A 22,751-nucleotide genomic window follows, 5' to 3' on the forward strand; every position below is an offset into this window, starting at 1 on the left:
TTCGGGTCTGAAATTTCCCCCTGCCGGCCAGATTTTGATAAAACCGTCTCACGAAGGTCTTCTCAGCCTTTCGTGGGACGGTTTTTCTGTCTGCGGTTTCACACTTAAAACCAACATCTTTTCCATATTGCGAAGAGTGTAAGATCCTCTCTGATATTGTCGATAACGCCGCCGGGCTGAAAGAAAATACCGCTGCCGTCTGAGGCCGTGTTCCAACCTATAAACCGGTGATTGCACCAAAGCGGTTTCCGCCTTGGAATGGTCACACTTGTACCTGACGTGACAGTCAGCGGCCGGGGAATATGACAGGCTTTTGGACAGCACCAGCCGTCATTGCCTTTGAAGGTGACGGTATAATCTGTGTGAAGAACAGGCGCCAGAAGAACCTGGGACTGATCGTCGCTGAGGCGAATCTCCCAATCCTCAAAGCCGGCAGGCGGCTTTTGAAATGCATCGGCATCCTGCTGCGTCAACGTCGTATAGGGAGGAGAGACGACACCGACTACAATGGGGATTCCCTCTGAATTGGCGGTGACGTAGTCGGAATTGTCCAGCTGAATGATTGAACCTGGTGCCAGCGGTCCCTCGATGCGAACGGCCGCCATCTGCTCGGTGAGATAAACGCCGTTAGAAAGATGGCGGTTCCCACTGACATAAAGCATACCTTCGTTGTAAATCCCAGGAGCATATTTATCGGCCGTGTTTGGTCCGGGACTGCCGATGAAAGCATTGCCTGTGATGCGGGCGGTGGATTCCACATCGTTATAGAGACCGCCGCCTATTTCGGCATGATTGCCATAAAGGGAGCCGCCGTTCATGGCAAAAACACTGCCTCCGCGGACCCAGACTCCGCCTCCCTGGCCTAAAGCGGTATTATCGTGAATCGTTCCGCTCTCCACGGTGACCAGAGCGCCTTCAGATGCGCTGATACCGCCGCCGCAATTTTGGGAAGTGTTATAGGCAATTTCTACAGCGCCGTCCATATGCAGACTGCCGGTAAAGGCACAGACCCCGCCTCCTCTACCGCTGGTTCGATTAGCGGTGATTTCGACCTGATCTGTCAGTACGAGAGTACCAGTCGTGCTGTTGAAGTAGATGCCGCCGCCATTCCTGCTTTCTGCCGTGTTTTCAGTGACAATGGTATTGCCCTGCAAAGTGAGGCGGTTCCCTGCGCCACCGGCCCAAATGCCGCCGCCGTTGCTGCTTAGGGCCATATTAGCCGAAATGGTGCAGTCTGTTAAAAGGGTTTCAACAGTGCCGAAGCTGGCAGTGAGCCTGATGCCGCCGCCTTCTGCTCCTGCCGTATTTTCTTGGAATCTGTCTCCGTTGATTTCCAGACGACTGCTGGCGGTGTCGGTGAGATTGGCAAAATAGAGACCGCCGCCGTTGCTATCGGCTGAATTCTGCGTGACGGTATTGCCTTCGAAGGTTAGCAAGGCAACACCAGCGCTGCTGAGAAGCAATCCGCCGCCATTGGTCTGTGCTGTGTTGCCGTGCACCTTATTATTGAGGGCGTCAAAACGGAATCCGCCGGAACCGCCCCACAGTGCAATGCCGCCGCCTTGAAGAGCTGCCGTGTTTCTTTCAATTGTCGAGTTTTCAAGGGAAAATGTTAAGAGACTGCCTTCTGCGCGGTTTTGGACCCAAATACCGCCGCCAGTGCCGGAGATGTCGTTGACTGCATGGTTGTCTGTGATGGTACTTTCTGCAATGTGAACCTCTGCCCCTGTGTCTGTCAACAGATAGAGACCGCCGCCAGTGCCGCCCCTATTATTCCGCAGATCCACCCCTTCAAGACTGAAATCCACCTGACCGACAGCGGCTGTAATCATGATGCCGCCGCCATTTTGAGAGGCGGTATTTTGGGAGATGGAAACCTGAGGCTGAATCTGCAGAATGTCGCCGTCGCTGGCGCTGAAAAAATAGAGACCGCCGCCATGAAGGGCTTGGTTTTCCGATATGACCACATCATCAGTTATGGTCAGGCTGGACAGAGGGCCATTGTTGCGAAAACCTGAGAAATAAATACCGCCGCCATTACCAGTGACAGTATTCTCAGTAATTTTAGCTCGGCCGTCAATCTCTACGTCGATACCGGTGTTTTGGTCATAGGAACGAAGGTAGAGACCGCCGCCATTGGGGGCGGAGTTGTTTTGAATCAAAGCGTCATCGGTGACTGTGATCCTGTCTTCTTTATGCCGGGCCGCAAACATGATGCCGCCGCCGTTCGATTCAGAGTGACAGCCGACGATGGCGGCGCTGCCGTTCATGACCATGGTATTGGTGTAATTGACCGCGCCTGACAGATAGACGCCGCCGCCTTCACGAAAAGCGTTATTGTTCTGCAGTACTGCGCCGTCGCCGAGTATGAAAGTGCCTCCCGTCACAAAGACCAGGGAGCGGTTTGTCTCATTGGTAATTGGATGATTTGTTTTGTCCCCATCGATGACGATGTTTTCCAGCGTCAGGACGCCGCCTGCTATTCTGATCAGATAACTGAAAAAGCTGCTGCCGCGGGTCAGGGTAAAAATACTGCCGGCAACAGACTTGACCGTGACATCATAGGTAATTTGGATCTGAGAAGAAAGAGAAAAGTCAGAAGTGATTTCGATAGGGGATTCCTGCCTGGATAAGGCCGCGCGAAAATCGGATTCGTTAGATACCTGTGTCATTTTAATCTCCATTCTGCCGTTGACGCTGACGGCTGAAAAGTTTTTAAACGGTGTGCGTCTTACACCAGATTGCTCGATATGTAGAATAAAATGACAGCGATATTACTTTATCATATTCATCTTTTAAATTTGCGGTTCCAATCCAAGTGTGATAAAATATATTGCAGTTTGAATAGAATGGAGATGACAGCAGTGAAAGACAAGGAATTGGCGAAGGAGATAGAAGAAATCCTGGAGGACAACAGGCAGCAATCAGAACGGCTGAACTGCAGGCTGAATTTACAGTTAGTAGACTGTAGCAGGGAAGAAGGATTTGTTGAATTCGCTTTTGATGTGAAAGAATGGTGCCTGAATCCTTATAACGGCGTTCATGGAGGCGCAATCTGCACGCTCTTTGACACAGGTTTAGGTATGGGGGCGGTAGCGATTACCCAGAAGATGGTATCGACCACAGACATCTCAGTCAGCTTTTTAAAGCCGATGAACGGAAAGCGCTATATCATCAGGGCCGAGTACACGCAGATCGGCAGAAGGATGGCTCGCAGCGTGGGCAAGGCAATCGATGCAGAAACCGGCGTGGTCTGTGCCACGTCCATGGCCAGTTTCGTTTTGACAGAATCGAGAGCCAAGGGTCTGCAAGTATAACAGCTGCTTGGAGTCCCAAATCAAAGGCGCGCCGCGCCTCTTTAAATTATTGAAATAAGGCCTTCACAAAAACGGTCAATGGGTTTACGATAGAGAAAACTCATTGACCGTTTCGGTATACGACAAAAAATGGAGGCAGATATGAATGAAAAGTTTTGGGCGCTGCCCAAAGACAAACAGGACCGTATCATCAATTCGGCGTTGGAAGTCTTCGCCAAGAACGAATACAAGAAGGCGCCGATGTCGGAGATCGCCAGTGCGGCAAATATCTCAAAGTCATTGCTTTTTCATTACTTTCACAATAAAAAAGAACTGTATCTTTTCCTGTACGATTATGCCATTAGTACCCAACTGCGGAAATTAAGGGAAGCAGACATCATGAAGGAAACGGACTTTATGGAGATGTTTCGGAAATCGGTCCGGGTAAAATGCCAGGTGGCGAGGGAGTACACCTATATGAACCAGTTTCTAATTCGGGCGTATTTTGAAGATGAACCGGAGCTGGCTGACAAATTGGGTCCTAAACTGACAGGGCTGATCGACGCTAGTTCCGAAAAACTTCTTTCGCTGATTGACAAATCCAAGTTCAAGGAAGAATCAGATGCGGCCATGCTGTTAAAGCTCAGTATCTGGATTGGCGAAGGCTATATGCTGCATCAACTGAGAGGGAAGGGATCGGATATCGATCAATGGGAAAAAGATTTTATAGAATTGATTGAGTTTTGGAAGAAGAACCACTATTTGGAGGAATATCAATGAGCGTAATTGAAGTAAGCCGCCTGACCAAGGATTATGGCGGCGGCAAAGGCATCTTCGATGTCAACCTCAGCGTGGAGCGGGGGGAAATCTTTGGCTTCCTGGGACCTAACGGGGCGGGGAAGACTACCACCATCAGAAACCTGCTGGGATTTGTCAAGCCGGATGCCGGGCAAGTGAAAATCGACGGACTGGACTGCTTTACAGGCGCTGCCAGGATTCATCAAAACCTGGGTTACCTGGCCGGGGAATTGGCTTTTCTCGACGACCTTTCGGGTAAGCAGATGATTCAGTTCATCGCCGAGTTAAAGGGTGTCAGCGATCAAAATCGTATTGATGAATTGATGGAGCGGTTTGGCCTCAACCCCCAGGGCAAAATCAAGAAGATGTCCAAGGGAATGAAACAGAAGATCGGCATCGTCTGCGCCTTTATGAACGACCCTGACGTTATCATTTTAGACGAGCCCACCAGCGGACTGGACCCTTTGATGCAGAATGAATTCGTCGAGCTTCTCTTAGAAGAGAAGCAAAAAGGAAAGACCATCTTCATGTCTTCCCACATCTTTGAAGAGGTGGAACGAACCTGCGACAGAACCGCCATCATTAAAGACGGAAAGATTGTTACCATTGAGGATATGGCCTCGTTGAAAGCCAAAAAACAGAAATCCTTTGTCATCACCTTTGACAGCGAAAAAGAACGGCAGCGGTTCTCATCGGAGCCTTTTGAAATCGCCAGAGCAGAGGGAAACACCGCCATCGTGGTTTTATCTGGCGATGTCGACGGGTTCTTGAAGGCGATAGCAGGCTACCAGGTGCGGGACCTGGACATAAAAGCCTCGTCCCTGGAAGAAATCTTTCTGCATTATTATGGAGAGGAGGCGGCAAAATGATTTCCACACCTTTATTAAAACGAAGCCTGTGGTCAGGCTTTAAACTGATGATTCCCTTTATTGCAATTTTGGCTATGTACAGTGTGATGATCATTTGGATGTACGATCCGGAACTGAGCAAATCCCTGGACCAGTTCCAGGACATCATGCCGGATTTAATGGCCGCTGTAGGGATGACAGGCAGTACCGGTACTTTGATCGAGTTTATCCACACGTACCTATATGGATTCATCATGCTGTTCATTCCGATCATCTATGTGATTATGCTGGCAAATAAATTCATCATGCGCTATGTGGACAACGGATCGATTGCATGTATACTGGCTACGGCTAACTCGAGAAAGAGAGTGATTTTCACGCAGATGTTATCAGTTACGATTCTGGTCGTCGTACTGATCGGGATTTCTACTGCAATCGGCTGCGTCAGCAGCGCCGTCATGTTTCCCGGAGATTTGGACGTCACAAGGTATCTAAAGCTCAATGGAGCAGTCGTTCTGTTTGACCTGGCAATCAGTGGAATCTGTGTGTTTGCCGCCTGTTTCTTTAATGAAAGCAGATGGTATCTGGCTTTGGGTGGGGGACTGCCTTTGGTCTTTTATGTCATTCAAATGATGGCCAACATGGGCGATAAGCTGGAAAATCTGAGGTATGTGACGATTTATACTCTGATGCCCGGCCAGGATATTTTAGCAGGTACGGGAAATGTGGCGCTTTGCTGCATCACGATGGTTCTGATTTGGCTGATATTCTATGCGGCGGGAGGCCTGATCTTCATAAAAAAGGATTTATCCGTATAACTGGCAGTATAAAAGAGAGTTTTCCAACCTTGGAAGCTCTCTTTTCTTTATTTTCCAACAGGTTTTTTTAGAAAAGAACTTGTTAATTAGATTACGAGATATTACAATAGAAGCCAAGGGATACGACTTGCAGTGTGAAGGAGAGTGTGAAATGTCCAACCATGACGAAAACTTATTTTCAGGAACTTTTTTGCTAGAAATCGTGAAAGAACTCAACGCAAACGTCTATATCACAGATATTGAGACGAATCACATCGTGTACATGAACGATACGATGAAGAAAGACTTCCGCCTGGACCATCCGGAAGGGAAAGTCTGCTGGCAGGTGTTACAAGAGAACATGTCAGAGCGCTGCCAATTTTGCAGAATCAGTGAATTACTGCAGAATGGGGGAAAAGGCTGTCTTTGGGTTGAGGAAAATACGAAGACGGGAAAGGTCTATCAAAATTATGATCGCCTGATTGAAAACGAAGGTAAAAAGTACTTTGTGCAGTGTTCGTCAGACGTGACGGAATTTACCAAAATGTCGAGGACTGCGCGTACTGACGAGCTGACCAGTATGCTGAACAGGCGCGCCGGCAAAGAAAAATTAATCGAATTGATCGACATGGCAAAAGACAAGGAAAAGATTATCACAGTCGTCCTGTGCGATGTCAATCAGCTGAAAAAAATCAACGACCTTTATGGACATATAGAAGGAGACCGCCTTTTACGATATTTCTCTTCTATCATTCGGCAGAACATCAGCAAAAGAGACTTAGTGTTCCGACTCAGCGGAGATGAATTCGTTCTGGCCTTTTATGACAAAGACGCCAAGGAGGCGGAGAAAAAGGTACAGTGGGTCAAGAAACAGCTGAAAGAAGAGAAGAACAGCTTTTCTGTTCAGTACGAAGTCTCTTTCAGCTATGGCCTTATGGAAATTTATCCGGAAGATCAATATATCCTTTCTGATATCATTTCCCGTGCAGATGAACGGATGTATCTGCAGAAGCGGGATTATCACATTAAGCAAGCCAAGATGGAACTGCAGCAAGTTACCGAAAATCAGGCAGTTACAGACTTTGAATACGACAAAGATCACCTTTACGACGCCCTGTCCGGCAGCGTAGACGACTATGTTTTTGTTGGCAATATGAAGACAGGGACCTTTCGTTATCCTCCTGCAATGGTAGAGGCTTTTGGGCTGCCCGGAGAAGTGGTGGAAAACGCCGCAGCCTTTTGGTCAGATTTGATTCATCCCCACGACGAAAAAGCGTTCCTGGAAAGCAACCAGGAAATTGCTGACGGCAGAACCAATTACCACGATATCGAATATCGCGCTAAGAATGTAAAAGGAGAGTGGATCTGGCTCAGGTGCAGGGGCAGGATGATTACCAACCAAGAAGGGGAACCCTATCTGTTTGCAGGCATGATAACGAATCAGGGCAAAAAGGATAAGACGGATCATATGACAGGTCTCTTTAATAAGTATGAGTTTGAAGGGGCAGTCAAAGAGTTTCTCGTCAACGAAAATGCAGAAAAAATGGGCATTATGATTCTGAATCTGGATTCGTTTAAGAACATCAACGACTTTTACGATCAGTCCTTCGGCGATGAGATTCTGCGCATCACCGCGCAGAAAATACAGTCCATGCTGCCGCCGGCCGCCCGGCTGTATCGTTTGGATGGCGACCAGTTCGGCATCTTTATGCCTGGCAGTGATGAAAACGAAGGACTAGCTGTCTTCGGCAGAATCCAGCGGACGTTCTATAAACAGCAGGAGCACAATGGAAGAAAATATTTCTGTACGTTATCGGCCGGCTATGTCTCCTATCCGAAGGATGGGGACAACTATCTGGATTTACTGAAGTACGCTCACTATTCGTTGGAGTATTCCAAGCTGATGGGTAAAAATCGGATTACGTTGTTTTCGGATGATATTTTATATAAAAAGGCCAGAACCCTGGAACTGAATCAGCTGCTCAGAGAAAGCATTGACAGAGGATTTATCGGATTTTCTGTCCACTACCAGCCGCAGATTGATTCATGCACTGGCGAGGTGTACGGCGCGGAGGCTTTGGCCAGATGGCATTGTACAGAGTACGGTGACGTGTCTCCGATAGAATTTATACCTCTTTTGGAGCAGAACGGCTTAATTGTGCAGTTGGGAAAGTGGGTCTTTGAGCAGGCGGCGCACCAGTGCAAAAAGTGGAGCCGTGTAAAAGACGATTTCCATATGAGCGTCAATCTGTCCTATCGGCAGCTTTTGGACGGAACGATTCTGGATTTTATGCAGGCAACTCTGCACGAAATTAATCTGGATCCGTCCAAAATTACCATGGAATTGACAGAGACTTATCTGATTGAGGAGAACAGCACTCTGCGAAAGATTGTCGACGGCATGCAGGACTTGGGAATCCAGATCGCTATGGATGACTTCGGCAAGGGGTACTCTTCCTTGTTTTCACTGAAAACCCTGCCGGTAGATATTGTGAAAATTGATCGAGGATTTGTAAAAAATATCAATACAGATTTGTTCAACGCCACCTTTGTGAGGACGATTACAGAGCTTTGCCACGACGTAGGTAAAAAAGTCTGCCTGGAGGGTGTTGAAACAGAAATCGAATACAATGCGATCAAAGATAAGGGCATCGAGTTGATACAGGGCTTTTTCTTTGGACGACCTGTACCGGCGGATGTATTTGAAAGCCTGTTTTTTCAAGATTAGACGAGGCTGATTAATTTTTGATTTTCCTAAAGGGAGACTGACTTATGAAAGAAGTACTGGCACGACATTTGAAATGCTATACCGTAATATTCCTAATAATGGTTCTGCTGTTTATGATCTGTTCACCTGCTTTGGCAGAGACGAAATCGTCTGGCAAGTCCACCTCGAGCCATAAGTCCCGCGTGCTTAAGGTGGCCTTTCCATCAGTGCCGGGTATGTCAGAGACAGATGAGAACGGCACCCATCACGGTCTGGTGGTAGACTATCTCAATGAAATTGCCAAGTATACGGGATGGGAATACGAGTATGTGCCCATCGATGATGTCTTACAGATGTTTGAAGATTTTAAAGCAGGCAAATATGATCTCCTGGGCGGGCAGTATTATGTTAACGGTCTGGAGAACCAGTACGGATATCCTGATTTTAATACTGGATACAGCCGCTCCTGTCTTTTGGCACGCAAAAATGACCGCAGCATCCGCAGCAACGATATAGAGAGCATGAATGGCAAGACCATCGGTGTCTACGAAAAAGCAGAAGAAAACATCCGGCGGCTCAAAGAATTTCTGACGTTTAACGGCATAAAGTGCACGATAAAAGAATACAGCTTTGAGGAATTGGGGAAAGACGGCACCCTCTATGCTTATCTGGAGAACGGTGATGTGGACCTATTGCTTGGAAATGCCCAAGACAGAGACAATGATTTACGCTTGGTCGTCTCCTATGATTCGCAGCCGTTTTACATTGTAACCACGCCGGATAATAAAGAAGTGCTGGACGGATTGAACATGGCCATGGAGCGGATTACTGACGCCAATCCCAATTTTGGCAAAGAGAGATATGAGGCTAATTTTCATAACACTGACGTTGATATTCAGCTGACCGATGAGGAAATCCAATATGTGAAGGGAAGGGACGCGGTAACGGTAGCCGTTCCAAAGACCTGGCACCCCTTGTTTTGCAATAACATAGATGATCTGCACAATGGCCTGGTGCCGGATATGTTGGAGGAAATCAATTCCTTTACTGGATTAAAATTTGAATATGTGTATGCAGATAGTTATGGCGATGCAATTAAGCTGGTACAACAGGGCAAGGCCGAGATGCTCGGCTTCTATCTGGGCACTGAAGATGAGGCAGTCCAGCATAAACTGATCCTATCGGCGTCTTATGCTTCGATGAATAATCTGGTGGTACGCAACAAATCGTCCAACTATCCAGATCAGAAACTGATAGGGGCGGTAATTGACGGACAGACTCTGCCTTCTGATATTAAGGCAGTAAAAGTGAAATCTTATACCAGCATAGGAAAGGCGCTTGCTGCAGTGAACAAAGGAGAGGCTGACTTTGTCTATGGACTGTCCTCCCGGTTGGAACAGGAGATTCAGCAGCATCATTTTACTAATCTAGTGCCAGTTACGCTGGCCGATGAAAGCAGTTATGCCTGTTTTGCTTATGCACAGCCCGCTGAGACGGACTTGCTTACAATCATCAACAAGGCAGTCAACAGCCTTTCTGGTGAGGAGAAAAGTTCGCTATTGAACCAGAACTTAGTTTCTCCTGGTGAGAGCCAATTGAACCTGGAAGAGTTGATTTACGCCGATCCTGTAGCATTCGTCGTTGTTTTGGCGGTCGTCTTAATTATGATAGCGGGGGCCATTCTGCTGGTTACACGTTCTCGCATGAAAGCTGCCGTCATTCAGAGCAACTTGGAAAGGGCAGAGGCGGAGAGCAGGGCAAAGGGTGAGTTTTTGTCCCGCATGAGTCATGAAATTCGTACACCGATGAATGCCATTGTCGGATTGGCTGATTTGACAGGCATGATGAATGACGTTCCTGTCGATGTGCGCGAAAATCTTTCCAAGATTCGTTCTTCTTCTCAATACCTGTTGGGACTGATTAACGATATTTTGGATATGAGCCGCATTGACAGCGGAATGCTTTCTATCGCTAAGGAGCCTTTCTCTCTGAACCAGATGTTGGACAGTCTGCAGAGTATGATGGAGTCAGAAGCACAGCGGCGTGGAATTTTGTTTATTGTTGAAAAATCAGTCAACGAAGGCGTTTTGCTGGGCGATGCCATTCGTCTGCGCCAGGTGCTGACAAATTTGCTTTCCAATGCCTTTAAGTTTACGCCGGAGGGCGGAAAGGTTCTGCTGCGCATCGCGGAAAATGAGAGGAATGATGAAGACGCCACTTACTGTTTTCAGGTCATAGACAACGGTGTGGGGATTGCCGCTGAAGATCAGGAGCGGATATTCAGTTCCTTTGAACAACTGGGGACCAGCTTTTCGCAGAGCCAGGGAACCGGACTGGGCCTGGCGATCAGCCGTAACATTGTAGAACTGATGGGCGGCGAGCTGCAGCTACAGAGCGAAGTCGGAAACGGCAGCGAATTCTATTTTAATGTCACTCTTCCTTTCGGAAAGCCGGAAGAAAACGGTGAACGGGCCGCACTGGACAGGAGCTTAGCGGGGATAAAGATCCTGCTAGCCGAGGACAATAATCTGAATGCCGAAATCGCCATGCGTCTATTGGAAATTAAGGGCGCTATCGTAATCCGCGGTGAAGATGGAAAGCGAGCATTAGATATCTTTGAGAAGAGTCAGACTGGCGAATACGATGTGATCTTGATGGACGTGCAGATGCCCAACTTGAACGGTCTGGACGCTGCGCGGGCAATTCGGGCATTGCCGCGTCCCGATGCGGCGACAATTCCGATTATCGCCATGACAGCCAGTTCTTTCCAAAAAGATGTGGACGCGGCCATGGAAGCCGGCATGACTGGCTTTATATCAAAACCCCTCGATGTCAATTATCTATATCAGACCTTGATGGATTCTCTAAAATAAAAGCTGATACCAGACAGCCGAAGCTTGCAGTATGCAGACTTCGGCTATTTTGATTCATAGGAAATCGCGCTTTGCTAATTTCCAATGACTCAAAAAGTGGTGTGCGCAGAGTGACGGCAGTCAATTTCTGACATGCTGCTTGTTTGCTTCTTTGCTGGCAGCAAGCCTGAGTTACGCAGAAGTGGGCGGGAAGAGGGAAATCGTTAAGCATGGGCGTGAGATGCCAGGCGGATTGCGTAACTCAATTGGTCCTGGTAACGCATGGTTACGCAGAAGTGGGCGGGAAGAGGGAAATCGTTAAGCAGGGGCGTGAGATGCCAGGCGGATTGCGTAACTCGATCGGTCTTGGTAACACCTGGTTACGCAGAAGTGAGCGGGAAGAGGGAAATCGTTAAGCAGGGGCGTGAGATGCCAGGCGGATTGCGTAACTCGATTGGTCTTGGTAACGCCTGGTTACGCAGGAGTGGGCGGGAAGAGGGAAGTCGTTAAGCATGGGCGCGCGATGCCAGGCGGATTGCGTAACTCGATCGGTCCTGGTAACGCCTGGTAACGCAGGAGTGAGCGGGAAGAGGGAAATCGTTAAGCAGGGGCGTGAGATGCAAGGCGGATTGCGTAACTCGATTGGTCTTGGTAAGGTAAGAAGGAGTGAAACGCAAATATTGATTATATCTTTTAGCGGAAATTTGTGTTATAACCCTTCTTCCTATCTTCCGGCGTTGCCGTAAGGTAAGAAGGGTTGAATCATAAATAATAATTGTATCTTTATAGGTGTATTTATGGTATAATTATATGTTACAGTTAACAGAAAGTGAGAATTAAATGAATTATAACGAATCAAAAATTAGTAAGATGATACTTAACGGCCTTGAGGAGATGGGTTTTGTAAAGATGACGCCGATCCAGGAGATGGCAATTCCAGAACTCATGGAGGGCAGAGATATCATAGGTCAGGCCCAGACCGGTACCGGTAAGACTGCAGCTTTTGGCATACCTATGATAGAAGGCATTGATCCTAAGGACAACGGCGTGCAGGGGCTGATTCTATGTCCTACCAGAGAACTTGCCATTCAGGCGTCAGAAGAACTGAAGAAGATGGCAAAGCATGTAGCTGGGGTCAAAGTCGTAGCTATCTATGGAGGCCAGGATATAGAGAGACAATTTAAAGCGCTGAAGGGCAGGGTATCTATCGTCGTCGGAACACCTGGCAGAGTGATGGACCACATGAGACGCAAAACGTTAAACTTTGATAATTTGAAGATGCTGGTTTTGGATGAGGCAGACGAGATGCTCAATATGGGTTTCCGTGAAGATATCGAAACTATCTGCCGTGCAATGCCAGAGGAACGTCAGACCGCTCTTTTCTCTGCCACCATGCCAAAGGAAATTTTAGAGATTACGGAGCAATATCAAAAAAATGCTAAGCTGGTCAAGGTGAAGCAGGAAGAACTGACCATACCGCTAGTAAAACAGGTTCATTATGTTGTAAAGGGCAGAGAAAAGGATACCTCCCTCTGCAGGCTTCTCGATTACATGTCCCCCCAGCGGGCTTTGATCTTCTGCAACACAAAGAGAAAAGTAGATCAACTGACTTTGCTGCTGAAATCAAAGGGTTATGCGGCTGAGGCGCTGCACGGCGACCTGTCCCAGCACCAGAGAGACAGAGTGATGAATTTGTTCAGAAACGGCAGCCTGGAGCTTTTGCTGGCTACTGACGTTGCGGCTCGCGGAATTGACGTAGATGATGTAGATATGGTGTTCAACTACGATATGCCACAGGATATGGAATATTATGTCCATCGAATCGGACGTACGGGAAGAGCTGGCAAAAACGGCAAAGCGGTGTCTTTGATCACCAGCCGCGAGAAATACAAGATTGACTCTCTGGAGAACTATTGCAACACGGAGATCAAACGAAAAGATATGCCGACGGCGACCAGCGCTATGACGGTAAAGGCCTATAAAAATGTAAAGGATGCCATGGACTATTGTCAGGATAAGGACCTGGTACCGTACATGAAGATCGTTTATAAGCAATGCGTGGAGGAAGAGATGGAACCGCTGATGGTGGCAGCAGCTTTCCTCAGACAGAGTTTGGGCGAAATCGAGGCGGAGCCGAAGCAGGAAAACAGGGCCAGCAGAGGCGATAGATCTGGCAAAGGCGGACGCTCGGGCAAATCCGGCAAGGACGGCCGTCACGGAAAGAAGCCGGAAGTGCCGGGCGGACGTGCAGGCCGAGACAAGAAGAAAGGTAACAAGGATGGAAAGAGGACAAAGAGTTCAAGTAAAGATAGAGGATATGACAGAAGCCGGCCAGGGCGTAGGAAGAAGTAACGGCCTCGCTGTCTTTGTCAAAAGCGCTGTAATCGGTGACGTGGTTACTGCAGAACTGACCAAAGTGAAGAAAAACTACGCTTTTGGCCGTTTGCTGGCTGTGGAGGAGCCTTCCACGGATCGAATCGAAGCTTTCTGCCCTTACTTTGGCCAGTGCGGCGGCTGCGCCTACGGTGAACTTTCCTACGACGCCCAGCTTGCCCTGAAGGAAAAACAGGTCAGAGATAAACTGATCCGCCTGGGCGGCGTTGCGGGGCTGGAGAAAAGCTTGGATGAGGGAGAATTGCTGCTTGGAGCGGATGGATCATCTGGAACAGCCGAGAAATTTGATGCAGATGGAACGCCAGGTGTGCAAGAGCCTTTTACTGGAACAGAAGCCGCTACAGGAATGCCTCTCGCGCAGACACCACGGTTACGTCCGATTATTGGCATGGAAGAGCCATTCCGCTATCGGAATAAGGCGACCATGCCTGTATGGACTGGCGGCGTCATCACTCGCAAGGGCGGGATCTTGGAGAATCTCGGCACGCCCGCAGTGGGATTTTATCAGGCGAAGAGCCACGCCGTGGTGGATTGCTATGACTGTTTCCTGCAGTCTGAACCCGCTATGGCAGCGGCAGAGGCACTACGCCAATTTATGATATCGGACAATATCACGGCCTACGACCCTAAGTGGGAAAAAGGTCTCCTGCGTCACCTGGTCGTCAAAACCGCCCGCGGTACCGGTGAAGTCATGGTGATTCTCGTCATCAACGGCAAAGGCATCCCCAACGCGGAGAAGCTGGTGGAGATGCTGGATGATGCGATCTACAATCTGCCACCGAGGGAAGACGGCGTGGAATACAACCTGGAGAGCGTCATCCTCAACGTGAACAAAGCCGAAGGCAAAGGCAGCAAAGGAAAGAAAGACCAAAAGGGCGGAAAGCCCGATAAAGGTCAGGCTGCCAGCCGAGGACAGAGAGGCGGCAGTATCTTTGGACAGGAGTGCATCACCTTGGCCGGAAAACCGACGATTCTTGAACAGGTCGGTAACTTAAAGTTCGAAATTTCTCCATTGTCTTTCTATCAGGTAAATCCTGTGCAGATGGAAGCTCTCTATAACAAGGCAATCGAGTATGCTGATCTGTCTGGCGATGAAACCGTCCTGGATCTGTATTGCGGCGTCGGAACCATTGGACTTTTTGCAGCACGGGAGATGGAACGAAAACAGCAGGAGAGAGCGGGATTGGATTCGGACGAGCATGGAGTAGTTTTGCAATCGAATGGCAACGATGAGTTTATGGAAGAAGAACTAGCAGCAGGAAAGACGGCTGCTGTTATGAGTGAGGACAGTCTTGTTGCAGAGACAGAAACTGATATAAATATTGAAAAATCCTTTGATTTTGTCGAAAATCGTCAAATGACGATGAACGCTGGCCGTGTAATCGGAATTGAATCAGTCAAAGAAGCTGTGCTGGATGCCAACCGAAACGCAGTCATTAACGGCATCGTCAATGCCCGATATGTCTGCGGTAAGGCAGAAGAAGTATTGCCGCTGATGGTGCAGAATGATTTGACTGATGATGTAAGTAAGGTTGGACGTGAAGGCGCAGAAAATGGTAAGGCTGAGACGAAACCTGCAGTAAAGATTGATGACTCGCTGAAAATCGACCACGCTGACGTGGTGTTCCTGGATCCACCGAGAGCAGGCTGCGATGAAAGACTGCTAGAAGCTGTGGTTTCTGTAGAACCAGAGCGAATTGTATATGTTTCCTGTGACCCCGCGACACTTGCCAGGGATGTGAAGTACCTGACCGGGAATGGGTATGCGTTTGTGGAAGGGACGCCGGTGGACATGTTTCCGTGGACCGGGAGTATTGAGACGGTAGTACTGCTTTCCCACAAAAAGCCAGACGGACATATCAACGTAAAAGTTGAGTTTGGTGAGGGTGAGGGAAAAGTACCGCTGGATAATATCGTAAAGAGAGCCGAAGCGTACAAGCCGAAAGAGCGAGTTACATACAAAAAGATAAAGGAATACATAGAAGCTAAATATGGTTTCAAGGTACATACTGCTTATATAGCAGAGGTAAAGAGAAGTCTGGGCTTGCCGATGTATGACGCTCCTAATGCGGTAGAAGAATTGAAACAACCGAGGAAACATCCGACAGCGGAGAAAGTGGAAGCTATCAAAGATGCATTGAAGTATTTTGAGGTTATCTAAAATCATAAGCGTATCATTAGAAATAGTGATGCGCTTATTTTTACAAACAAAATTCCACATTTGAGCTGTTTGTCACTTATACATATAATGAAGGTGAAGAAACGGAGGTGCATCGTATGAGAGAAAAAACATTTCATGTTTATGTGGATAGCCACGATAGAAGCCTTTTGCTTCAGAGTCTTGTAGAGTTAAAAAATCTGCTGCTCCAGCAAGGCCGATATACGGATTGTGTCGACGAACTGATTTTTAAGGTAATTAATGCTCCTCTTAAAAAAATAAAAACAGTTTATATGGGAGGGCAGGATGAATGAAATAGACCTAAAAGAATTATTCAAAGTAGCTGTTGAAACACTACGGGAGCAAACAATCCATTCACTATTGGAAGCAGATATGACTTATCAGAAAGACTCGGAAAACGAAGGCATTGCGGAAAGGGATTATCTCCAGCTGGATTTAACAACAGAACAACGGAAAGTCTGTAACCGCCTTTTGGAGTGCCGAGACAAAGAGGATTGTGAATATGCTACGCACTCTTATATTGCAGGACTCTACGATGCTTTTCGGATTATGGCGGTGCTGTTTCCAGATAAGTGGGATACAGATAACATACGGGAGCTGTTTGCTGCGAAGGTTAATAACTGAATATGGAGAACTATTACATAGCCGATTGGTATAAAAACCAGTCGGCTTTTTTGCGTTCTGGGGAACTTTACATAGCCGCCCTGACAAGACGGCTAAATCTAAAAGAAAGGAGGACGCACCTATGTCAAATTGCAAAGTGATTGCTCTGACCAATCAAAAAGGTGGCGTGGGAAAGACAACCACAGCAGTCAACCTGGGTGTCAGTCTGGCAAAGCAAGGAAAGAAAATCCTGCTGATTGATGCGGATGCACAGGCCAACTTAACCATGGCTCTGGGGTACAGCAGACCAGATGACATTCCCATAACTCTCTCCACGGTGATGCAAAGCATTATCGACGATAAAGCCTTTGATGTTTCACAAGGCATCCTGCATCACAATGAGGGCGTGGATCTGCTTCCGTCCAATATTGAGCTGTCTGGCTTTGAAGTCAGGCTGATCAATGCCATGAGCCGTGAGCGTGTTTTGAAAACCTATGTGAATGAGGTCAAAAAGAATTACGACTATGTATTGATTGATTGTATGCCCTCTCTTGGCATGATCACCATCAATGCTCTGGCGGCAGCTGACAGTGTGGTTATCCCAACACAGCCCCACTATCTTTCAGCGAAAGGTCTGGAGCTGTTGCTTCGCTCGGTTTCTATGGTCAAGCGGCAGATCAATCCCAAACTGCGGATAGACGGTATCCTGATGACAATGGTAATGCCCCGCACCAACATTTCAAAAGAAATTACCGCTTCGGTGAAAAGTGCATACGGGCAAAGGATCAAGGTTTTTGATACCGAAATCCCCCATTCTATCCGTGCGGTAGAAGCTACCGCAGAGGGAAAGAGCATTTTTGCTTATGACAAAAGCGGAAAGGTAGCCGCTGCCTATGAACAATTAGGAAAGGAGGTGGCAGAAATTGGCGAGAAGCAACGGACACAAAATCGAGCTGACCGCATACGATGACCTTTTCCAGACGGATGAAAGCCGTGCGGAAGCAAAACTGAGCAAGATACGGGACATTCCGATTGCGGAGATTGACGAGTTTCCAGATCATCCGTTCAAAGTTTTACTGGATGAGGATATGGAACAGCTTGTTGAGAGCATCAAGCGAAATGGAGTGATGACCCCGGCAACGGTTCGGCTGAAAGAGGATGGGCGGTATGAGCTTATCAGCGGCCACAGGCGCAAAAAGGCATGTGAAATTGCTGGTCTTGAAACTCTGAAATGCGAGGTGAAGGAGCTGACCCGTGACGAAGCCATTATTGTGATGGTCGAGTCCAATCTGCAAAGATCAACGATCTTACCAAGTGAGAAAGCCTTTGCCTATAAAATGCGTCTGGAAGCAATGAACAGACAGGGCCAAAGAAGGGATTTAACTTCGTCCCCAGTGGGGACAAAGTTACGCTCTGATGCAGAGTTAGCTGAAAAAGTTGGAGAAAGCCGCAATCAAATCCAAAGGTATATACGATTGACCGAGCTTGTTCCTGAAATCTTGCAGATGGTAGATGAACGGCAGATTGCTTTTCGCCCGGCGGTAGAAATCTCTTATCTGTCCGATGAACAGCAGTATTCCCTTCTGGAAGCCATGCAGTATAACGATGCGACTCCGTCACTTGCACAGGCTATCAAAATGAAAAAGTTCATGCAGGACGGAAAACTCACAGATGAGGTTATCCAGTCAATCATGCAGGAAGAAAAGCCAAACCAGAGGGAAAAACCTGCTTTCCGTGATGAACGGATCACCAAGCTCATTCCCAAGAGCGTTCCCAGAGGCAGGGAATCGGATTTTGTTGTCAAGGCGCTGGAATTTTACAACCGCTACCTGCAGCGAAACAAAGACCGGGAACGATAGCCACACATCGAGGGCGAGGTCTGCCTGTTGGTGTGGATAGCCATATTTTCGCTTTCCCCCTCTCCACACCTCACCCCCTAATTACTACCAAAACTATCCGAAAGAAAAAAATTGGCAGTCGTTATAGACTGCTTTTTTCGGTTAGTAAAGAAACTCACAAACAAAAAGTAGGAGGTAATGTATGAAATTCCCCAAATTATTCAAAAAGGCTGCGGCCCTTGTCATGGCTGCGGTCACAACCTTCTCTGTGCTGCCAGCGACAACAGCATTTGCTGCAGGAGATATTGGCACGATTTCCTTTGACTTCACTTATGACAGGAATGGAAATGCCATGCGCTATAACTCCAGTGCAGTGTTTGACGGTTATACCGCAGGCGGAACAGGCAGTTACAAGTACCGTATGTATGTAGACGGCGATGATGCGTTCTGTATTCAGCCGGGTGTACCGCTGAAAACAGGCAATACCCTCAAGAAAAATTCTTCCCAGACATGGAATGTCCTTTCTTCCAGCCAGAAAAAAGCAGTGGGGCTTGCCCTGCTCTATGGCTATCAGGGGAACCGCAGTCATCTTTCGGGAAGTGATGATGAGAAATGGCTTGCCACACAGACCCTTGTCTGGGAATTTGTGACGGGATGCCGTGAGTCCACAGGGGCTTACCAGCAGACAAGCCAGAAAGCGTACAGCCTGCACTTTGGTTCCAATTATCCAAACAGCGGTGCTGCCGAGGTGTATAACCAGATCGTTTCTCTGCTGTCCAAACACAATACCATTCCGAGTTTTATGTCGGGTGGTGCGGATGACATTACAAAAGAGCTTTCCTATCAGGATGGGAAATACACCATGACACTGACGGATAACAATGGTGTCCTTGCAGACTATTCCTTTGCCACATCCGACAGTAAAGTGAGTGTGTCCAAATCCGGCAACAAGCTGACGATCACATCCGAAACAGCCTTTGACGGTTCGGTAAGGATTACCGCCACAAGAAGCAATGTGCCAACGGTCAGCAGCAGCGCAAAACTGATCGCCTATGGTGATCCCAGCCTGCAGGATGTTGTGACCGGTGTGGAAAATGCAGATGCAGTAAAAGCATATCTGAATGTGGAGACACCTACCGGTACAATCGCACTGAAAAAGACCTCTGAGGACGGCGTCGTTGCAGGTATTTCCTTTACGATCAAGGGCGAGAACTTCAACAAAACCGTTACCACAGACGAAAACGGCAATCTGACTGTGGAGGGATTGTTCCCCGGCACTTACACCATTACGGAACAGTCCATTGATAAGTATGAGCCGCAGGAAACTCAGACCATTACGCTGATCGGCGGCAAGACCACCACGGTAAACTTCAATAATACGCTGAAAAGAGGCAGCCTTGAAGTTGTAAAAACTTCAGAGGACAGTCTGGTTGAGGGCGTGACGTTCCACCTTTACGGAACATCATTAAGCGGTTTACCGGTAGATGAGTATGCTGTGACCGATGCCGAGGGTGTGGCAAAGTTTGAAAATATCCTGATCAGCGGCAATACCCCGTATGTCCTTGAGGAAGTAGATACCGCCATCCGCTATGTGATTCCGGCAAGCCAGACTGCTCCGGTGGAATGGAATAAGGTCACAGAGCGCAGCTTTACCAACATCCTCAAAAAATTCAATGTAACTGTCACAAAGACAGATGCTGAAACCGGGACACCCCAGGGGGATGCTTCCCTTGCCGGTGCAGTTTATGGCATCTATAAGGGCGAAGAGCTGATTGACACTTACACCACAGACGGAAACGGACAGTTTACCACAGATTACTATGTGTGCGGCAATGACTGGAGTATCCGTGAAATCAGCCCATCGGAAGGCTATCTGCTTGATGAAACTATTCATCATGTAGGGGCAGAGCCGGAGCTTTATACCGTAGAGCTGAACAGTACCGCCAACGATGTAAATGAACAGGTAATCAAGGGAAATATTGCGATCATCAAACACACCGATGACGGAGAAACCCAGATTGAAACACCCGAAGAAGGCGCAGTTTTTGAAGTCTATTTGAAATCGGCAAACAGTTATGCCGACGCCAAAGACAGCGAGCGTGATCTTCTGACTTGTGACGAGAATGGTTTTGCCCAGACAAAGGACTTGCCTTATGGGATCTATACGGTCAAGCAGACATCCGGCTGGGAAGGCCGTGAGCTGATGAAACCGTTTGATGTGTTTATCAATTCGGATGGACAGACTTACCGTTATCTCATCAATAATGCCAACTTTGAAAGTTATATCAAGATCGTGAAGAAAGACGCTGAAACAGGCAACACCATCCCGTATGCCGGTGCCGGTTTCCAGATCTATGACCCGAATGGCGAGCTGGTAACGATGACTTTCACTTACCCGGAAGTCACAACCATTGACACGTTCTATACTACGGTAGACGGCGAACTGATTACTCCGCAGACACTGGAGTATGGAACCGGATATTCCCTGGTTGAAGTGCAGGCTCCATATGGCTATGTTCTGAATTCTGAACCTGTCTATTTCGATGTGGTACAGGAGGATTCTTCTGAGGAAAGCGGCATTACCGTCATTGAGGTGGTCAGGGAAAACGTAGCCCAGAAAGGAACCATTACCATTTCCAAATCCGGCGAAGTGTTCAGCTCTGTTACGGAAGCTGGAGGAATGTATCAGCCTGTTTTTGCCGTCGGCAGCCTGGAAGGTGCGGTATATGAGATCACCGCAGCCGAGGACATCTATACACTGGATGGAACCCTTCAGGCTTCTAAAGGCGAGGTTGTGGATACCATTACCACAGGTGCAGACGGGACGGCAACCAGCAAGGAACTGTATCTTGGCAGCTATGAAGTAAAGGAAATCACGGCCCCGTATGGCATGGTTCTCAATGACGAAATTCACTCGGTTGAGCTTATCTATGCCGGTCAGGAAGTAGCGGTGACCGAAACTTCCACCAGCTTCTACAACGAAAGGCAGAAAGTTGAAATTGACCTGACCAAGAGCCTTGAAGTCGATGAGGATTATGGCGTTGGAAACAACGGTGAGATCTTTGATGTTTCCTTTGGGCTTTATGCAGCCGAGGAACTGACCGCCGCTGATGGAACGACCATTCCGGCTGACGGTCTGATCGAGGTGATTACCCTTGATGAGAATGGACACGGAAAGGCAGTCAGCGACCTGCCGATGGGCAGCTATTATGTACAGGAAATCAATACCAATGCGGCCTATCTGAAAAATGAAACCAAATACCCGGTTGTCTTTGAGTACGCCGGTCAGGAAACCGCTGTCGTTTCCATTACTGCCAATGAGGGTGAAGCCATTGAAAATGATCTGATCTATGGAGCTGTCAGTGGAAAGAAATCCGATGAGGATGGAAATGCTTTAGGCGGTGCGCTTATCGGTATCTTTAAGATTGGTACCGAGGAATTTACAACCGAAACAGCGATTGCAACTACCACATCGGAAGATGACGGTAGTTTTTCTTTTGCTAAAGTGCCATATGGAAACTGGATCATCCGTGAGATTGAAAGCCCGACGGGTTATGTACTTTCCGATGAAGAAATTCCTGTAACCATCCGCAAGGTAGACGAGGTTGTGGAAATTGAACTGGTCAATGAGTTTATTACCGGCAGCATCGAGCTGGCAAAGGTGGATGAAGATTATCCTGACAATAAGCTGACCGGTGCTGTTTTTGAAGTCTATGCAGATAAAAACGGTGACGGAAAACTGGATGACGGCGATGAACTGCTGGGAGAAATGGGCGAACTGGGCGATGGTGTTTACCAGATGAGCGACCTTCGCTATGGAAAATATCTTGGCCGTGAAAAGACAGCGCCGGAAGGATTCCTGCTGGATGAGAATGTTTATCCGGTGTCCATTGAGGAAGATGGAAAGGTCTATACAGTTGAAAACGAAGCAGGTGTTGGATTTATCAATGCAGCGCAGAAAGGCTCTCTGAAGATCGTAAAAACTTCTTCTGACAAAAATGTAGAGGGCTTCTCCTTCCGTGTGACAGGAACAAACGGATATGACCAGACCTTTAAGACCGATAAAAACGGTGAGATCTTCATTGAAGGTCTGCGAATTGGCGAATACACGGTATCTGAGGTCAGCGACAGCGTTTCTTCTGGATATATCCTGCCTGCCGATAAGCAGGTAACCATCAAGGTAGATGAAACAGCTACCGTAGAAATGCACAACGAACTGAGAGAAACACCGAAAACAGGGGATGACTTCAATCCTGCTCTTTGGATCGGGCTGGCGGCGGTTTCCGTGCTTGGTGCCGGTGTCTTAGGTTTTGTTGGCTTCAAGAATAAAAAGAAAAAGGAGGATTAAAGCATGGAGGTAAAAACAATCCTTGTAATCGCACTTGTTGTGTTCATTGCAGGCGGAGCCATCTGGCTGAACATCCGCCACAGAAATAAGA

General features: G+C 47.8%; 14 protein-coding genes. 13 read left to right on the plus strand and 1 reads right to left on the minus strand.

Annotated features, from left to right (window positions below):
- Nucleotides 1–104 precede the first annotated feature (104 nt).
- Nucleotides 105–2,684, minus strand: a complete 2,580-nt coding sequence (locus tag BN6539_RS11640) for a right-handed parallel beta-helix repeat-containing protein (protein WP_082907493.1) — start codon at nt 2,682–2,684, stop codon at nt 105–107.
- A 180-nt stretch (nt 2,685–2,864) separates the two neighbouring features.
- On the opposite strand from BN6539_RS11640, the gene BN6539_RS11645 reads away from it, so the two are divergent.
- From BN6539_RS11645 to BN6539_RS11710, 13 genes are all read left to right on the plus strand, one after another.
- Nucleotides 2,865–3,317, plus strand: a complete 453-nt coding sequence (locus BN6539_RS11645; protein ID WP_067538577.1) for a PaaI family thioesterase — start codon at nt 2,865–2,867, stop codon at nt 3,315–3,317.
- Nucleotides 3,318–3,458: 141 nt separating this feature from the next.
- Nucleotides 3,459–4,076 (plus strand): TetR/AcrR family transcriptional regulator, encoded by a 618-nt coding sequence (locus BN6539_RS11650; protein WP_067538580.1) that lies wholly within the window; start codon nt 3,459–3,461, stop codon nt 4,074–4,076.
- Nucleotides 4,073–4,963 (plus strand): ABC transporter ATP-binding protein, encoded by an 891-nt coding sequence (locus BN6539_RS11655; protein ID WP_067538583.1) that lies wholly within the window; start codon nt 4,073–4,075, stop codon nt 4,961–4,963. Before BN6539_RS11650 ends, BN6539_RS11655 begins: the two co-directional genes overlap by 4 nt.
- Entirely contained in the window at nt 4,960–5,760 is an 801-nt protein-coding gene (locus BN6539_RS11660; RefSeq protein WP_067538586.1) for an ABC transporter permease subunit, read from the plus strand. The genes BN6539_RS11655 and BN6539_RS11660 overlap by 4 nt, the downstream gene beginning before the upstream one ends.
- Nucleotides 5,761–5,911: 151 nt before the next feature.
- Complete coding sequence (locus BN6539_RS11665; RefSeq protein ID WP_067538589.1) at nt 5,912–8,467, plus strand: bifunctional diguanylate cyclase/phosphodiesterase; 2,556 nt, start codon at nt 5,912–5,914, stop codon at nt 8,465–8,467.
- 44 nt (nt 8,468–8,511) lie between these two features.
- On the plus strand, nt 8,512–11,319 hold the full coding sequence (locus BN6539_RS11670; RefSeq protein ID WP_067538592.1) for an ATP-binding protein: 2,808 nt from the start codon (nt 8,512–8,514) through the stop codon (nt 11,317–11,319).
- 819 nt (nt 11,320–12,138) lie between these two features.
- Nucleotides 12,139–13,650, plus strand: coding sequence for a DEAD/DEAH box helicase (locus tag BN6539_RS11680; protein WP_067538599.1), 1,512 nt, complete (start codon nt 12,139–12,141; stop codon nt 13,648–13,650).
- Nucleotides 13,577–15,853, plus strand: coding sequence for a class I SAM-dependent RNA methyltransferase (locus BN6539_RS22120; RefSeq protein ID WP_082907496.1), 2,277 nt, complete (start codon nt 13,577–13,579; stop codon nt 15,851–15,853). The genes BN6539_RS11680 and BN6539_RS22120 overlap by 74 nt, the downstream gene beginning before the upstream one ends.
- A 116-nt stretch (nt 15,854–15,969) precedes the next feature.
- Complete coding sequence (locus tag BN6539_RS11690; RefSeq protein WP_003433173.1) at nt 15,970–16,164, plus strand: hypothetical protein; 195 nt, start codon at nt 15,970–15,972, stop codon at nt 16,162–16,164.
- On the plus strand, nt 16,157–16,495 hold the full coding sequence (locus BN6539_RS11695) for a hypothetical protein (RefSeq protein ID WP_003433178.1): 339 nt from the start codon (nt 16,157–16,159) through the stop codon (nt 16,493–16,495). The genes BN6539_RS11690 and BN6539_RS11695 overlap by 8 nt, the downstream gene beginning before the upstream one ends.
- A 121-nt stretch (nt 16,496–16,616) precedes the next feature.
- Nucleotides 16,617–17,444: a ParA family protein gene (locus BN6539_RS11700; protein ID WP_032512168.1), complete on the plus strand. Its 828-nt coding sequence runs from the start codon at nt 16,617–16,619 to the stop codon at nt 17,442–17,444.
- The gene (locus BN6539_RS11705) at nt 17,398–18,333 is read left to right on the plus strand and encodes a ParB/RepB/Spo0J family partition protein (RefSeq protein ID WP_002607890.1); all 936 of its coding nucleotides are present in this window, start codon (nt 17,398–17,400) and stop codon (nt 18,331–18,333) included. The genes BN6539_RS11700 and BN6539_RS11705 overlap by 47 nt, the downstream gene beginning before the upstream one ends.
- 181 nt (nt 18,334–18,514) lie before the next feature.
- Nucleotides 18,515–22,660, plus strand: coding sequence for a SpaA isopeptide-forming pilin-related protein (locus BN6539_RS11710; RefSeq protein ID WP_055151461.1), 4,146 nt, complete (start codon nt 18,515–18,517; stop codon nt 22,658–22,660).
- Nucleotides 22,661–22,751: the final 91 nt, after the last annotated feature.

This window comes from Emergencia timonensis (assembly GCF_900086585.1).
Classification (GTDB): domain Bacteria; phylum Bacillota; class Clostridia; order Peptostreptococcales; family Anaerovoracaceae; genus Senimuribacter; species Senimuribacter timonensis.

Coding starts and splice junctions, on each gene's coding strand:
- BN6539_RS11665 (WP_067538589.1), top strand. CDS start 5,912: ATGTCCAACCATGACGAAAACTTATTTTCAGGAACTTTTTTGCTAGAA.
- BN6539_RS11700 (WP_032512168.1), top strand. CDS start 16,617: ATGTCAAATTGCAAAGTGATTGCTCTGACCAATCAAAAAGGTGGCGTG.
- BN6539_RS11695 (WP_003433178.1), top strand. CDS start 16,157: ATGAATGAAATAGACCTAAAAGAATTATTCAAAGTAGCTGTTGAAACA.
- BN6539_RS11640 (WP_082907493.1), bottom strand. CDS start 2,684: ATGGAGATTAAAATGACACAGGTATCTAACGAATCCGATTTTCGCGCG.
- BN6539_RS11660 (WP_067538586.1), top strand. CDS start 4,960: ATGATTTCCACACCTTTATTAAAACGAAGCCTGTGGTCAGGCTTTAAA.
- BN6539_RS11650 (WP_067538580.1), top strand. CDS start 3,459: ATGAATGAAAAGTTTTGGGCGCTGCCCAAAGACAAACAGGACCGTATC.
- BN6539_RS11690 (WP_003433173.1), top strand. CDS start 15,970: ATGAGAGAAAAAACATTTCATGTTTATGTGGATAGCCACGATAGAAGC.
- BN6539_RS11680 (WP_067538599.1), top strand. CDS start 12,139: ATGAATTATAACGAATCAAAAATTAGTAAGATGATACTTAACGGCCTT.
- BN6539_RS11655 (WP_067538583.1), top strand. CDS start 4,073: ATGAGCGTAATTGAAGTAAGCCGCCTGACCAAGGATTATGGCGGCGGC.
- BN6539_RS22120 (WP_082907496.1), top strand. CDS start 13,577: ATGGAAAGAGGACAAAGAGTTCAAGTAAAGATAGAGGATATGACAGAA.
- BN6539_RS11670 (WP_067538592.1), top strand. CDS start 8,512: ATGAAAGAAGTACTGGCACGACATTTGAAATGCTATACCGTAATATTC.
- BN6539_RS11710 (WP_055151461.1), top strand. CDS start 18,515: ATGAAATTCCCCAAATTATTCAAAAAGGCTGCGGCCCTTGTCATGGCT.